Raw genomic sequence first — 13,585 nt, 5'->3', positions numbered from 1 at the left:
CCACCAAATGCACCACCCCGGCGAAGGCCGGGGCCCAATCGGGAGACGTCGCTAATGAAGCGAAGCACCTAGTTACTAAGACCTTCCCAATTGGGCCCCGGCCTTCGCCGGGGTGGCACCTCTTGGGAAAGCCGTTTGCCATCAAATTAGAATGTTATCTCGGCCGCGGACCACCGAACGGCAGCGGCGGAGTCGGACGGCGATCTCGGCGGGGCAGCTGCGCCTGGTACGCGTGGCCGCAGTGATCGACGCAATACGGGAAGCCGGGGTTCACCGCCTTGCCGCAGAAGTGGAAGTCGGGCTCGCCGGGATGGCCGAGCGGCCATTTGCAGATGCGGTCGTTCAGTTCAAGCAGGCTCGTCTTGTTCGCCATCTCGGCCGACGGCTTGGCGGGAACGAGGCGACGCGGCGGGGCCGGCGTGCTGGGGGGCTGCTGCTCGCCGGGCGCCTGGCGGAGGAAGCCGCCGGGGCCGACCGAGCGCAGGATCGGCTGCGGCGCGCGAACGGGTGCTACGACCGCCGGAGCAGCCTCGTCTTCATCCTCGTCCTCGTCGTCCTCCGGCTCCTCGGCAACCGGCTCGGGCTCGGCGGGCGCTGACGCGACGACGGGCGGTGCGACCGGTGCGGGCTGGGGGGCCTCGATCTCGATCGGCTCCGGGGCCGCGACCGGCTCGGGTGCTGCCGCTGCTGCCGACGCCGACGCCTCTGCCGCAGCAGCCGCCTTGGCTTCGGGATCGTTCGGCTTCACCGGCGACGGGCGCGCCTGTAGCTCGAGGCGGTGGGCCTTGCCGATGACGGCGTTGCGGCTCACGCCACCCAGTGCTTCGGCGATCTGGCTGGCGGTCTGGCCGGCCTCCCACATCGTCTTGAGCGTCTGGATGCGCTCGTCGGTCCAGGACATGTTCGTTCCTTAGTCTACGTCAGCCGGGTTGCGGGCGGCAGCGGCAGCGATTACCCGCAACCCTTATGAGCAGCCAGCCCCCAATCGGTGAAATCCATTCGGCGGTGCATTCCGCCCCCGGCGTTCCCGTCATAAAGAGCGTGAACTGGGAGGGATTGCGAACCCTCTATATCAAGGAGGTGCGCCGGTTCTTCAAGGTGCAGCTTCAGACGGTGTGGGCGCCGGCGATCACGACGCTGCTGTTCCTGATCGTATTCACGATCGCGACCGGCGCGAAAAGCCCGGTGCCGGTCGATGGCCAGATCGTCGCGTTCGCCGATTTCATCGCGCCCGGCCTGATCATCGCACAGGGCATGATGGGCCCGGCATTCGCCAATGCCAGCTTCTCGCTGCTGGTCGGCAAGATGCAGGGGACGATCGTCGATTACCTCCAGCCGCCCTTGTCGACAGGTGAGTTGCTGGGCGCGTTGGTGGCCGGCGCGGTGACTCGCGCGGTGATCGTCGGGGTCGTCGTGTGGGCGGCAATGGCGTTGTATCCAGGCGTGCACGTGACGCCGCATGCGCCGCTCGCGATCGTCTGGTTCGGGTTGCTGGGCGCGACGTTCCTCGCGTTGCTCGGCGTGCTGACGTCGATATGGGCGGACAAGTTCGATCATGCCGCGGCGGTCACCAACTTCGTGATCGCGCCGTTGTCGCTGCTGTCGGGGACGTTCTATTCGGTCGACAAGCTCGCACCGGCGTTCCGCGCGTTCAGCCATGCGAACCCGTTCTTCTACATCATCTCGGGGTTCCGATACGGGTTCCTGGGCATTGCCGATTCGCCGGTGATGATCGGCGGGATCGTGATCCTGGTGATCGATCTGGTGCTCGCGACGCTCTGCTACCGGTTGCTGAAGAGCGGTTGGAAGCTGAAGAACTGATGCGTGGGCTAGCACTCTGGCTGATGGCGGTACTGATGGCGTTGCTGCCGGTAGGAGTCTCGGCGCAGGGTCCGGTGGCGGATCCCGCGTTGCGGGCAAAGGCCGATGCGCTGGTCGCGATCCTCGACGGGCGCGGCGCGTATGACGCGTATTTCGCCGCCAGCTTCCGCGAGAAGGTGCCCAAGGCGCAGTTTTCGGCGATCGCCGAGAAGCTGAAGGCGACCCTGGGCGCACCGCAGAAGATCGAGTCGCTGACGGCGACGTCGCCGTGGGGCGCGGACCTGGTCGTCGGCTACGAACGGGGAACGGCGAGCGTCAGACTGGTGCTCGACCCTGCGCCGCCGCACGCCGCTTCCGGGTTGCTGATTACCGGCACGGGCGCGCGCGACGATAGCCTGGCGAAGGTCGAGGCGGACTTCAGGGCGCTGCCGGGGGCCAGCGGGCTCGGGTTGTACGCGCTGGGTCAGGGCAAGCCGGCGCCGATCCTCGAATACCGCGCGGACGTGGCGGCGCCGCTCGGATCGGCGTTCAAGCTCTGGGTGCTGGCGGAACTGGCGCGGCAGGTGGCGAGCGGCGAACGGCATTGGGCGGACGTCGTGAAGGTCGGGGCGCCGTCCCTCCCCTCCGGCGTTTTGCAGACCTGGCCTGCCGAGTCGCTCGTGACGGTGCAGACGCTGGCGACGATGATGATCTCGATCAGCGACAACACCGCGACCGATACGCTGCTGACGACGCTTGGACGCGCGAAGGTCGATGCGACGGCAGAAGCGGTCGGCGGCAGCGTGCCGGTGATGACTACGCGCGAGATGTTTGCGTTGAAGGGAGATCCGGCGCTGACCAAGGCTTGGGCGGCTGGGTCGGTGGACGGGCGGCGGGCGCTGTTGGTGGACAATGCGGTGAAGATCGCGACGGCCAAGCTGGATCCGACCGTGTTCGCGGGGAAGCCGGTGGCGATCGACAGCGTCGAATGGTTTGCCAGTCCGGCGGCGATGGCGGGGGTGCTGGATCGGTTGCACGGGGCGGATTCTACGACCCGCGCGGTGCTGGCGGTCAATGCGGGCGTCGACCCGGCGATCGCCAAGCGGTTTGGGTATGTCGGGTTCAAGGGTGGCGGCGAGCCTGGAGTGGTGACGCTGAACTATCTTGTGCAGGCCAAGGACGGGCGCTGGTATGCGGCGACCGGGAACTGGCACCGGGCTGACGACGGCGTGAACGAGCTTCGGTTCGTGGGGCTGATGGGGCGGGTGCTGGCGTTGCTGGCGGCGCGGTAGGGTTCGCTGCCCCGCCCCGTTTCTAGGGCCACCACCCCGGCGGAGGCCGGGGTCCAATTGGGAAGCGCTGCTAACGAAGCACATCGCACCGTTATATCCACCTTTCCAATTGGGCCCCGGCCTTCGCCGGGGTGGTGTTTGTGGGGATAACGGTGGTGACTAGGCCCGTCCGGCAGCCTGCCAGCTATCCGCGCAGAGTCCGTAGATCAGGCTGTCGCGCAACCCGAGATGCGTTTCCCACTCGTCGCGCAGCAAGCGCTCGCGACGGAACCCCAACCGTTCCAGCAACGTGATCGACGCCGCGTTCTCGGTATCCGCATCCGCGAACACCCGGCTGCGACCTTCCGCGAACAATCGGTCGATCACAGCCGACACAGCCTCCCGCGCGATCCCCCGCCCCCAAGCCTCGCGCGCGAGGATGAAGCCGATCTCCGTCACCCCTGCCCCGTCGGCCTCGCTGCCCGAGACCCAGCCGATCGCGCGGTCGTCGCCGGTGCGGGTGATCGCCCAGGTGCGCTGGTTGCCGGGGGCGGCTTCCTCGGCGAGGTAGGTGCGGACGTCGTCGACTGAACCCAAGGGACCGTCCGCGGAATATGCCATCAGTTCGGCATCGGCGAGCATCGGGTGCAACGCGGTCGCATCGCCCTCGACCAGCGGTCGCAAGCGCAGCCGTCGCGTCTTCAGCACCGGCGATACGCCGGCGCGCCGTGGCCTGCGCCCGGGTTGCCTCACGCGGTCAGGGCATCCACGAGCGCGCGGACTTTCTTCTGGCGCCACTGCGGGAGCGGGGCGACGAGCCAATACCCCCCTTTCGATGGCTGCGACTCGCCGATGAGACGGACGCGGGCCTGCGCGAGATCGCGGCGGGCGAGCAGTTCGGGAACGGTCGCGCGGCCGAGTCCCGCCGCTGCTGCGTCGATCGCGAGCCCGGCGTCGGTGACGCGGACCAGCGCGACGCCGTCCTCACCCGACCACGCGATCGCGGCTTCGCTATCTGTGCCGGGCTTGGCGATCGTCACCATGCCCTCCGATTCCAGCGCCTCGCCCTCGTGCTCGCCGGGACCATCGCCCCAGCGGATCGCCAGGTCGAGATTGGCTTCGGTGAAGTCGACATTCTCGTCGGCGGTGATCAGCACGAAGCGGAGTTCCGGATCCGCCTCGGCGATCTGCGCGAGACGGGGCATCAGCCACTTCTCGGTCAGGTCGCGCGGCGCAGCGATCGTCAGCGATTTCGACGACTGCCCCGCCTGCATCGCCCGCACGGCTTCCTCGAACTGGAGGAACCCGCCACGGAGCGCACCGAGGCCAGCTTCCGCCTCAGGCGTCAATTCCAGCCCGCGCGTGGTGCGGCGGAACAGCACGACGCCAAGCGTATCCTCCAGCGCGCGGATCTGCTGGCCGACCGCTGCCGGCGTCACCGCCAGCTCGTCCGCAGCCCGCGTAAACGACAGATGCCGCGCCGCCGCATCGAGCACGCGCAGGCCGTTGAGCGGGAGATGCGTACGCTTCAATTCAGCACCGCGGGGGCGAACAGCGAGAAGCGGGGTATCTCGACCGCGAACACGGCGCCGTTTTCGCGGACCATCTGGTAGCTCCCCTGCATCGCACCCGACGGTGTCGCGAGCGGGCAACCCGAGACGTAATCGAAGCTAGCGCCAGGCTCGATCACGGGCTGTTCGCCGACCACGCCTTCGCCCTCGACCGAATGGCGCGCGCCGCGGCCGTCGGTGATCACCCAGTGGCGGGTGAGCAGCTGGACGGTCTCGGTGCCCTCGTTCTCGAGGCGGATGTGATAGGCCCAGAACCAGCGGCCCCGCTCGGGCTCGGACTGTTCGGGCAAATAGCTGACCGACACGCGCACCGTCACCCCATCGGTCGTCGCCGCGTTGGGGAACAGCGCCTTCACAGGCCCGCCTGCCTCAGGGCCTGATCGAGGTCGTCGATCACGTCCTGCGCATCCTCGAGCCCGACGTTGATCCGGAGAAGCCCCTCGGTCACGCCCATCTCGATCTGCTTGTCGGGGGAGACGCTGGCGTGCGTGGTCGAGGCGGGATGCGTCATCAGCGAACGCGAGTCGCCGATGTTGTTCGAGATATCGACCAGCTCCAGCGCGTCGAGCAACGCGTGTGCCTGTTCGCGACCCTCGACCTCGAACGCGAAGATCGGGCCGCACGCGTCCATCTGCCGCTTGGCCAGTTCGTGCTGCGGATGGCTCGGCAGGAAGGGGTGCAGCACGCGGGGGACGCGGCCTTCGAGGAATTCGCCGACCTTCATCGCGTTCTCGGACTGGCGGTGGATGCGCAGGTCGAGCGTTTCGAGGCCCTTGAGCACCACCCACGCGTTGAACGGCGACAGCGTGGGGCCGGTGTTGCGCGTAAACGGCAACAACGTGTTGGTGATGAAGTCCTCGGTGCCACAAACCGCGCCGGCGAGCACGCGGCCCTGCCCGTCCATCATCTTGGTCGCGCTGTACGCGGTGACGTCCGCACCGAACTCCATCGGCCGCTGCAAGGCCGGCGTGGCGAAGGCGTTGTCGACGACGGTCGTGATGCCGCGCTCACGCGCGATGTCGCAGATCGCCTTCAGGTCGGCGATGTCCATCGTCGGGTTGGCGGGTGTCTCGAAGAAAAACACCTTGGTTTCGGGGCGGACCGCATCGAGGAACGCCTGCGGGTCGCGCGCATCGACGATCGTCGTGGCGATGCCGAACTTCGGCAGCAGCGTGTCGGTCAGCCAGCGGCACGACCCGAACGCCGCGCGGCCGCCGACGAGGTGATCGCCGGTCTGGAGCTGGCACAGGAGCGAGGCGGTCATCGCCGCCATGCCGGTCGCCATCGTCCGGCACGCCTCGGCGCCCTCCAGCAGGGCGATCCGCTCCTCGAGCATCTGCACGGTCGGGTTCTGGAGGCGGGAATAGGTCATCCCCTCCTGCTCGCCGGCAAAGCGCGCCGCGGCGTCGCCTGCCTTGTCGTAGCAATAGCCCGAGGTGAGGAACAACGCCTCCGACGTCTCGCCATATTCGCTGCGGGCGGTGCCGCCGCGGATGGCGCGCGTCGCGGGACGCCAATTCTGGGTGATCGAACGATCCTGGCCGGTCTTGCGCTTCATGCGCGCCGCTTTGCCGGGGGGGAGCCGTTATGACAACCCCGGGGACTAGCCTTGCGGGTGTGAAGAGCACTTCGCTCGCCCCTCCCTGGAAGGGAGGGGTTGGGGGTGGGTCGGGTTCCGGATCGTGGAACGGTTGCGACAAAAGCTGGCCTACCCACCCCCAGCCCCTCCCTTCCAGGGAGGGGGGCGAGAAGATTCAGTACCGGCCCCAGGTGAATTTCGACGACAGCGCGTAGTTCCAGACCGCGCCGACCAGCACGCCGATCAACGCCGATGCCGCCCACGCCCCGTCGCGCATCTCGTACAGGAACGCCGCGATGCCTACGTTGGCGACCGCGCCGACCGAACAGATCACCGCGAACGACACCCAGCCGTCGAGCAGCTGACGCCATCCCTTCAGACGCCGGTCGCGATACGTCAGTGCATTGTTCAGGAAGAAGTTGAAGGTGAGCGCCGCCAGCGTCGCTGCAATCTCGCCGACCAGGAAGTGCGTGCCGAACCCGACGAACAACGCGGTCAGCACTGCCATGTGGATGCCGACGCCGAACACGCCAATCGCGGAGAACATCGCGAACCGCACCGGCACGACCCGCCCGAACATCCGGTCGTAGATCGCGATCAGATATTCCATCGCGACGACGTGATCGAGCTTGCTCTCGCCCTCGGTGCGGCAGCGGAACGTGTAGGGCACCTCGACGAAGCGCAGCGGCGTCGGCGAGGCCGTGAGCAGGTCGAGCAGGATCTTGAAGCCGATCGCCGACAGCGACGGCGCGAGGCGGCGGACGATATCGGTGCGGATCATGAAGAAGCCGCTCATCGGATCGTTGAGGTCGCACTTCAGCACGCGGCGCGACAGCTTGGTGGCGAGCGCCGACTTGGCGACGCGGTCGCTGTCCCACTCCCCGGTGCAGCCACCGCTGACGAAGCGCGAGCCTATCGCCACGTCGGTGTCGCCGTCCTTGAGCAGATCCAGCATCGCCGGCAGCAACGTCTCGTCATGCTGCAGATCGCCGTCGATCACCGCGACGACCGGCGCGGCGGTGGCGCACATGCCCTCGATGCAGGCCGACGACAGCCCGCGCCGGCCGATCCGCTGGATCACGCGCACCCGCTTGTCGAGCCGGGCGATCTCGCGCGCGGCGTCGGCGGTACCGTCGGGACTGTCGTCGTCGACGAAGATCGCCTCCCAGTTCAGCCCGACCAGCGCCTGGTCGAGCTTGGCGATCAACGTCGCGACATTGGCCTTCTCGTTGAACGTCGGGATGACGACCGCGAGTTGCAGCAGGTCACCGATCACTGGGCGGTCAAACGAGGTTGGCCAGCACTGCATCGCCCATGTCGCGAGTCGACAGCGTGCCGCCGAGATCGGGCGTGCGCGCACCACCGAGGATCGCCGCGGCCACCGCCGCCTCGATCCGATCGGCCGCGTCGGGCATGTCGAGCGAGTGGCGCAGCATCATCGCCGCGGACAGGATCGCCGCGCAGGGATTGGCCTTGCCCTGCCCGGCGATGTCGGGCGCACTGCCGTGGATCGGTTCGTACATGCCCTTGTTCGAGCCGTTGAGCGCGGCGGACGGCAACATGCCGATCGAGCCTGCGCACATCGACGCCTCGTCGGACAGGATGTCGCCGAACAAATTGCCGGTGACGATCACGTCGAACTGGCCGGGGTTGCGCACCATCTGCATCGCCGCGTTGTCGACGTACATGTGGCTGAGCGCGACGTCGGGATAGTCGGCCGAGACCTCGATCACGACGTCGCGCCACAGCTGCGAGGTCTCGAGGACATTGGCCTTGTCGACCGAGAGCAGCTTGGCTTTGCGCGTGCGCGCGGTCTCGAAGCCGACGCGCGCGATGCGGGCGATCTCGGTCTCGTCGTAGCGCATCTCGTCATGGCCTTCGCGCAGGCCCTCGGCCGTCGTGCGGATGCCCTTGGCGCCGAAATACACGTCGCCGGTCAGTTCGCGGACGATCACCATGTCGATCGAGCGGGCGATCTCGGGGCGAAGCGCGGAGGCATCCTCGAGGCCGGCGAACAGCTTGGCGGGGCGAAGGTTGGCGAACAGGCCGAGGTCCTTGCGCAGGCCGAGGATCGCCTGCTCGGGACGGAACTGGCGTTCGAGCGCATCGCAGTCGGGATCGCCGACCGCACCGAACAGGATGGCGTCGGCGCGGCGGGCGAGGTCGAGCGTCTCGGGCGGCAGCGGATGCCCCGTGGCCTTGTACGCGGCGCCGCCGACGAGGCCTTCTTCGTAGCTGAGGTCGAGGCCGAGCGTGTCGAGCACGCGGCGCGCCTCCGCGGTGACTTCGGGTCCGATGCCGTCGCCGGCCAGTATCGCGATCAAGGGCATGTGCGTTCCTCCTGCGCGGCCCTTGCCGGGCGGTGCGCGCTCACGCAACCGCCCTTTTGAGACGATCGACCAGCCGGTCGCGCGCCGCCAACGGATCGGCGCGACGGTCGACAAGGATGTCGCGCGCGAGGAAATGACCGGTCAGCCGCAGGCCATCGAAGATGTCCGGCCACGCCGCTTCGCCGCCTACCAGGAGGAAGTCAGGCAATCGCAGCAACTTGGCCTCATAGCCGAAGGCTGCCCCGCGTGAGACCGCCGCGCCGGTCCTGGGCGACACGAAGCCGAGATCGTCCTCCGCTCCACTCGCGACACAGCGATCCAGATCGAGCCCGAACCCGAGTTCGGCCAGCACGAGCAATTCGTACCGGACCAGCGCCGCGGCCCAGCCCCGCGCCGATGGCGCCGCCTCGATCGCGCCGAGCACCCCTTCCAGAGCATCGTGGATCTGCGGATAGGGTTGCGCCTCGGGGAGGGCCGCGGCGGTCAGCGCGGTGGCCCATTCGAGCGCGCCGGCCGCGAGCGGTTCGCCGTGCATCTGCGCGCGACTATGGACCAGCTCCGCGGTCAGCGATGCGAGCTGCTCGCCGGTCCGCGCGCGCCATTCGCCTTGGATGACGTTCGCCTGGAGCAGCACCGGGCGCATGGCGCGCGACCGCCCGCCGCGGACGTACCCCGGCTGGACGCCATCGTTCCGGGTGAGCGCGCGCACGATCGCGCCATGCTCGCCGTGTTGGCGGACGGCGACGACGATGGCAGACGCGCGGAGGTGCATCGGGGGGCTATACTGCGCTCGCGTCGGGAGCGGGAGGGGTGGCTGACCAGCCGTGGAATGGTGAGAGCATGGCGTGTCGGGAGCGCGTGCCCTCACCCTTCCGGCGCAAGCGCGCCTCCCTCCCTCTCCCCCGAGGGGAGAGGGGTAAGCGTCTTCTGCTCGATTCCCTGGAGGAGTGGGGTGAGCCCCTTCTGCTCCCCTCCCTGGAAGGAAGGGGTCGGGGGTGGGTCGGGTTCCGTATCATCGAACGTCGGCGGCACAAGCTGGCCTACCCACCCCCAGCCCCTCCCTTTCAGGGAGGGGGGCAGATCAGCGGCGGATTTTCTTTGCCAACTTCGCCAATGCAGGATGCGCCGCAGCGCGTTTTGCCAGGGCCATCGCCTCGTCGAAACCGCGCAACGCTCCCAGCATCGCGCGATTGCCGAGCGTCCGCCGCAGCAGCAGGACATCGACGCACGCCGTCCCCCCGGTCGAGAATTGGCGCTTGTGCTGCCCCTCCCCCTCGGTGAAGTCGAACCGCGCGAAACGCCCCTCCGCGAACAGGTCGCGCATCGCCTCGACCTGGAGCACGGCGCCGGGCGACAGCGCGTTGTGCGCCGGATCGTGTCCGACATGATCGTAGCGCAACGAGTCCCCCTCCGCGGTACAGCAGAGATACGCCACCGGCGCACCGTCCAGGAACAGCAACCACGCGCGCAACCGGTCCGACTCGGCTAGTGCGCGCAGATGCCGAACGGACCTGTCGTCCTCCGGCAACCCGGACCCCAGCAGCGCCTCCTGGTACGTCGTCGCCGACACGGCGCGGGCGAGCGGGTGGAATGCGGCGAAGCCCTCCGCGTCGTGATAGCGCCGGATATCGAGCGCATCGCCGTTCGCCGCAGCAAGCTTCTTCGCCTTGCGCTTGAGCCCCGATCGCGCGCTGCCCGACAGTCCCGCCAACCACGCCGCCTCGCCTGCCGACAGATCGACGAAATAGCGCACATAACGCTGCCTAACGGCCATGATCAGGCTGCGACCGTCGAGCTCGTCCAGCGCCGTTTCCGGCAGCGACGTCACCAGATAGCCGTCGGCGTCGACCGGCAGAGTCGGCAGCACGGGCGGGGCGCCGGCCAGCACCGCATCGAGCGAGTACGCCACGCGCACCAGTCGGCACGAGAATGACGCCAGCGTCCGGGCGCCAACCTGGAACTTCAGCGACATGACCGGAGTCATCAGCGGCGGCGCGATCGTGGCCGTTCCTCGACCCAGTTCGACCAGAGCTGTTCGGCCTGCCGCCACCGCGTCCGCAGGTGATCGGGTGCCAGCGGCGTGTCCGCGCGATCGAGCATCAGCACCGGGCGATCGACGAAATGCTGCGTCGGCAGGACGTCGCGCAACTCGGCGAGCATCGCACACAGCGCCTGGAAGCGGCGGACATGGACCGCGTTGGCGCGCGTACCGCTGCGGTTGGCGAGCTCGAAGCCGTGGCTGACGATCGTCACGACGGCATGTCCCGATACCGCGGCATGTTCGAGCGCGTCATAGGTCTCGCCGGCGGACAGCGCGCAGAGCTGGAACGTGCGGATCTTGCCGGGCTTGTCCTCGATCACCGTGACGGGGACTTCGATCAGGCCTTCGTTCGGGTCCCGTCGAACCGGCGCGATCTGCTGGGCGGGAAGCGAAATCCGGCTGGTATGCGGCGCCTCGGAGCCATTGTGGCTGCTGTCGTAGCTGAACCCGAGCGTCGCCAGCGCGGTCAACGTATTGTCGTTGGCGGCGTAGCTGCCGGCGCGAAACGCGATCGGTTTCGGCGCCCCCGCCTCGACCAGCAGATCGGTCGCGCGCACCAGCAGGTCGATCTGCTCCGCCAGCGTATAGTCGAACAGCTGGAACCGCCCGTGATGCGCCCCGCCGTCGCCGATCCTCGCCCCGGTCCAATTGGGATGGAGATGCAGCTGCACCTCCTGCCCGGCCGCCAGGATCGTCTCGACCATGCGGCGGACCGGCGCGAGGCCGTAGACCAGTGCCGGCATCGGATCGACGAAGAAACACGCCTTCAGGTCATGCTTGGCAAGCTCGGCGAGCTGGTAGCTGAGACCGACCCCGGCGGGTTCGAGCGAGCGCGCATAGATATCGTCGCAGCCGAGTTTGGCGGCATGGTGACGCCAGGCGAATTCGGTATCGACGGTAAGGAACACGGGTGTGGGCACGTCATAATGTAACAACGTGCAATGAAGAATGGGTGTAGTTTTTTGCAATCCGCTTGATCGAGATCGGGATTTCGACGGGAAGCACATCGGCGGGCCGACATGCTCCCGCACGCTCGCTACCGCGAATGGTAGAAGTCATACACCTGTTGCGCGACGCCCGCGGACACGCCCGGCGCCTGTTGCAGGTCCTGCAGGCTCGCATTGCGGACCGCGCGGCCGGTGCCGAAATGCATCAGCAACGCCTTCTTGCGCGCCGGACCGATGCCGGGGACCTCGTCGAGCGGGCTCGCGCCGATCGCCTTGCTGCGCTTGTCGCGGTGGACGCCGATCGCGAACCGGTGGACCTCGTCGCGGAGGCGCTGGAGATAGAACAGCACCGGCGCGTTGACGGGGAGCTGGAACTCGCGACCGTCGAGCATGTGGAACACCTCGCGGCCATCGCGGCCGTGCTCCGGCCCCTTGGCGATCCCGACGAGGCACACGTCCTCGACACCGATCTCCTCGAGCGCCGCTTTCACCGTGTTGAGCTGGCCCTTGCCGCCATCGATCAGCACGAGGTCCGGCCAATCACCCGAATCGCGATCGGGATCCTCGGCCTGCGCGCGCGAGAACCGCCGTGTGAAGACCTCGCGCATCATCGCGAAGTCGTCGCCCGGCGCGGTATCCTTGTTCTTGATGTTGAACTTTCGATACTGGCCTTTGCGGAAGCCCTCCGGCCCCGCGACGACCATCGCGCCGGTCGCGGCGGTGCCCTGGATGTGGCTGTTGTCGTAGATCTCGATGCGCTCGGGCGGCTCGGCGAGGTCGAACAGGTCGGCGACCTCGCGCAGCAGCTTGGCCTGCGTCGTCGATTCGGCTTGGCGGCGCTCGATCGCCTCGATCGCGTTGCGCTTGGCCTGGTCCATCAGGCGGCGGCGATCGCCGCGCTGCGGGACCTGCAACGCGATCTTATAGCCGGCGCGTTCGCCTAGTGCTTCCGCCAGCAGTGCACCTTCCGTCAGTTCGCGGTCGAGCAGGATCTGCTTGGGTGGCGGGACCTCTTCGTAGAACTGGCCGAGGAAGCTGGTCAGCACCTCATCCTCGGGGACATCGTTGGTGTGCTGCGGGAAGAAGCTGCGATGGCCCCAGTTCTGGCCGCCGCGGATGAAGAACGCCTGGATGCCGATCAGCCCGTCCTTGCACGCCATCGCGAAGATATCGGCGTCGCCAACCCCTTCCGCGTTGATCGCCTGCGTGCCCTGGATGAAGGTGAGCGCGCGGAGACGGTCGCGGAGCAGCGCCGCGAGTTCGAAGTCCATGTTCTCCGCGGCGGCCTGCATCTGCGCGCCGAGCTTGGCCTGCACGCCGGTCGACTTGCCGCCGAGGAACGCCTTCGCATCCTCGGTCAGTTCCCGATACGCGGCCTCGTCGATCCGGCCGACGCACGGCGCGGAGCAGCGCTTGATCTGATAGAGCAGACATGGCCGGTCGCGGGTCTTGAAGAAGCTGTCGGTGCAACTGCGCAGGAGGAACAGCTTCTGGAGCGCGTTGAGCGTGTTGTTGACCGACCCGGCGCTCGCGAACGGCCCGTAGTAATTGCCCTTCGCACGCCGTGCACCGCGGTGCTTCTGGACGCGGGGGAAGGCGTGGTCGTCGCGCAGGAGGATGAAGGGGAAGCTCTTATCGTCGCGCAGCAGCACGTTGTAGGCGGGGCGATAGCGCTTGATGAGCTGCGATTCGAGCAGCAGCGCCTCGGCTTCGTTGTTGGTGGTGACGATCGTCATCGACCGGGTCTGCGACACCATCCGCTGAAGGCGCTTCGTCAGCCGCTCGACCTGGACATAGTTCGCGACGCGGTTCCGCAGCGCGCGCGCCTTGCCGACATAGAGCACGTCGCCGCGCGCGTCCTGCATGCGGTAGACACCGGGACGGATCGGCAGCGTGTCGAGCACGTTGCGGATCGCCGCGACGCCTGCCGCTAGGTCTGGCGCTTCGCCGCCGCCGCGGACCGCGAACGTGGACTTGTCTTCGTTGAACCGATCGGGGGAATTGGGGGAGGACATTGCTGGGGAATCTAGGGAGTGACGGGGGGTT

Annotated in this window: 13 protein-coding genes; 2 read left to right on the top strand and 11 right to left on the bottom strand. The window is 67.8% G+C overall.

Features of this window, described 5'->3' with window-relative positions; all coding sequences use genetic code 11:
* Positions 1-154: 154 nt before the first annotated feature.
* The gene (locus BM244_RS10770) at positions 155-901 is read right to left on the bottom strand and encodes a GcrA family cell cycle regulator (RefSeq protein WP_093398857.1); all 747 of its coding nucleotides are present in this window, start codon (positions 899-901) and stop codon (positions 155-157) included.
* Positions 902-966: 65 nt separating this feature from the next.
* On the opposite strand from BM244_RS10770, the gene BM244_RS10765 reads away from it, so the two are divergent.
* Together BM244_RS10765 and BM244_RS10760 are read left to right on the top strand one after the other, a co-directional pair.
* Positions 967-1,821 (top strand): ABC transporter permease, encoded by an 855-nt coding sequence (locus tag BM244_RS10765; RefSeq protein ID WP_093398856.1) that lies wholly within the window; start codon positions 967-969, stop codon positions 1,819-1,821.
* Positions 1,821-3,092 (top strand): serine hydrolase, encoded by a 1,272-nt coding sequence (locus tag BM244_RS10760; protein ID WP_093398855.1) that lies wholly within the window; start codon positions 1,821-1,823, stop codon positions 3,090-3,092. Before BM244_RS10765 ends, BM244_RS10760 begins: the two co-directional genes overlap by 1 nt.
* Positions 3,093-3,251: 159 nt before the next feature.
* Here BM244_RS10760 and BM244_RS10755 read toward each other — a convergent pair whose 3' ends face one another.
* The 10 genes from BM244_RS10755 to uvrC form a co-directional block, all read right to left on the bottom strand.
* Complete coding sequence (locus BM244_RS10755; protein WP_254784374.1) at positions 3,252-3,779, bottom strand: GNAT family N-acetyltransferase; 528 nt, start codon at positions 3,777-3,779, stop codon at positions 3,252-3,254.
* Between the two features lie 41 nt (positions 3,780-3,820).
* Positions 3,821-4,603, bottom strand: a complete 783-nt coding sequence (locus BM244_RS10750) for a LysR family transcriptional regulator (RefSeq protein ID WP_056055436.1) — start codon at positions 4,601-4,603, stop codon at positions 3,821-3,823.
* Positions 4,600-4,998, bottom strand: a complete 399-nt coding sequence (gene apaG, locus BM244_RS10745) for a Co2+/Mg2+ efflux protein ApaG (RefSeq protein ID WP_093398853.1) — start codon at positions 4,996-4,998, stop codon at positions 4,600-4,602. Before apaG ends, BM244_RS10750 begins: the two co-directional genes overlap by 4 nt.
* Positions 4,995-6,200 (bottom strand): trans-sulfuration enzyme family protein, encoded by a 1,206-nt coding sequence (locus BM244_RS10740; RefSeq protein WP_060527159.1) that lies wholly within the window; start codon positions 6,198-6,200, stop codon positions 4,995-4,997. The genes apaG and BM244_RS10740 overlap by 4 nt, the downstream gene beginning before the upstream one ends.
* A gap of 196 nt (positions 6,201-6,396) precedes the next feature.
* Entirely contained in the window at positions 6,397-7,494 is a 1,098-nt protein-coding gene (locus BM244_RS10735) for a glycosyltransferase family 2 protein (RefSeq protein ID WP_093399110.1), read from the bottom strand.
* Positions 7,495-7,504: 10 nt separating this feature from the next.
* Positions 7,505-8,551 carry a 3-isopropylmalate dehydrogenase gene (gene leuB, locus BM244_RS10730; RefSeq protein ID WP_093398852.1) on the bottom strand — a complete coding sequence of 349 codons (1,047 nt, stop codon included), beginning with the start codon at positions 8,549-8,551 and terminating at the stop codon, positions 7,505-7,507.
* Between the two features lie 40 nt (positions 8,552-8,591).
* On the bottom strand, positions 8,592-9,323 hold the full coding sequence (gene recO / locus BM244_RS10725) for a DNA repair protein RecO (RefSeq protein ID WP_093398851.1): 732 nt from the start codon (positions 9,321-9,323) through the stop codon (positions 8,592-8,594).
* 309 nt (positions 9,324-9,632) lie between these two features.
* Positions 9,633-10,535, bottom strand: coding sequence for a GNAT family N-acetyltransferase (locus tag BM244_RS10720; RefSeq protein WP_093398850.1), 903 nt, complete (start codon positions 10,533-10,535; stop codon positions 9,633-9,635).
* Positions 10,535-11,512, bottom strand: a complete 978-nt coding sequence (locus tag BM244_RS10715; protein WP_093398849.1) for a polysaccharide deacetylase family protein — start codon at positions 11,510-11,512, stop codon at positions 10,535-10,537. The genes BM244_RS10720 and BM244_RS10715 overlap by 1 nt, the downstream gene beginning before the upstream one ends.
* A 116-nt stretch (positions 11,513-11,628) precedes the next feature.
* Positions 11,629-13,554 (bottom strand): excinuclease ABC subunit UvrC, encoded by a 1,926-nt coding sequence (gene uvrC / locus BM244_RS10710; RefSeq protein ID WP_056055419.1) that lies wholly within the window; start codon positions 13,552-13,554, stop codon positions 11,629-11,631.
* Between the last annotated feature and the right edge of the window lie 31 nt (positions 13,555-13,585).

The organism is Sphingomonas sp. OK281 (genome assembly GCF_900115295.1).
Lineage (GTDB): Bacteria > Pseudomonadota > Alphaproteobacteria > Sphingomonadales > Sphingomonadaceae > Sphingomonas.
Note: the sequence above shows the minus strand (reverse complement) of the source record. Positions and strands in the feature narration are given on the sequence as shown.

Bases quoted from the DNA above. Each gene is read 5' to 3' on its own strand.
- recO (WP_093398851.1), bottom strand. From the start codon at position 9,323: ATGCACCTCCGCGCGTCTGCCATCGTCGTCGCCGTCCGCCAACACGGC.
- uvrC (WP_056055419.1), bottom strand. From the start codon at position 13,554: ATGTCCTCCCCCAATTCCCCCGATCGGTTCAACGAAGACAAGTCCACG.
- BM244_RS10720 (WP_093398850.1), bottom strand. From the start codon at position 10,535: ATGACTCCGGTCATGTCGCTGAAGTTCCAGGTTGGCGCCCGGACGCTG.
- BM244_RS10760 (WP_093398855.1), top strand. From the start codon at position 1,821: ATGCGTGGGCTAGCACTCTGGCTGATGGCGGTACTGATGGCGTTGCTG.
- BM244_RS10740 (WP_060527159.1), bottom strand. From the start codon at position 6,200: ATGAAGCGCAAGACCGGCCAGGATCGTTCGATCACCCAGAATTGGCGT.
- BM244_RS10770 (WP_093398857.1), bottom strand. From the start codon at position 901: ATGTCCTGGACCGACGAGCGCATCCAGACGCTCAAGACGATGTGGGAG.
- leuB (WP_093398852.1), bottom strand. From the start codon at position 8,551: ATGCCCTTGATCGCGATACTGGCCGGCGACGGCATCGGACCCGAAGTC.
- BM244_RS10765 (WP_093398856.1), top strand. From the start codon at position 967: ATGAGCAGCCAGCCCCCAATCGGTGAAATCCATTCGGCGGTGCATTCC.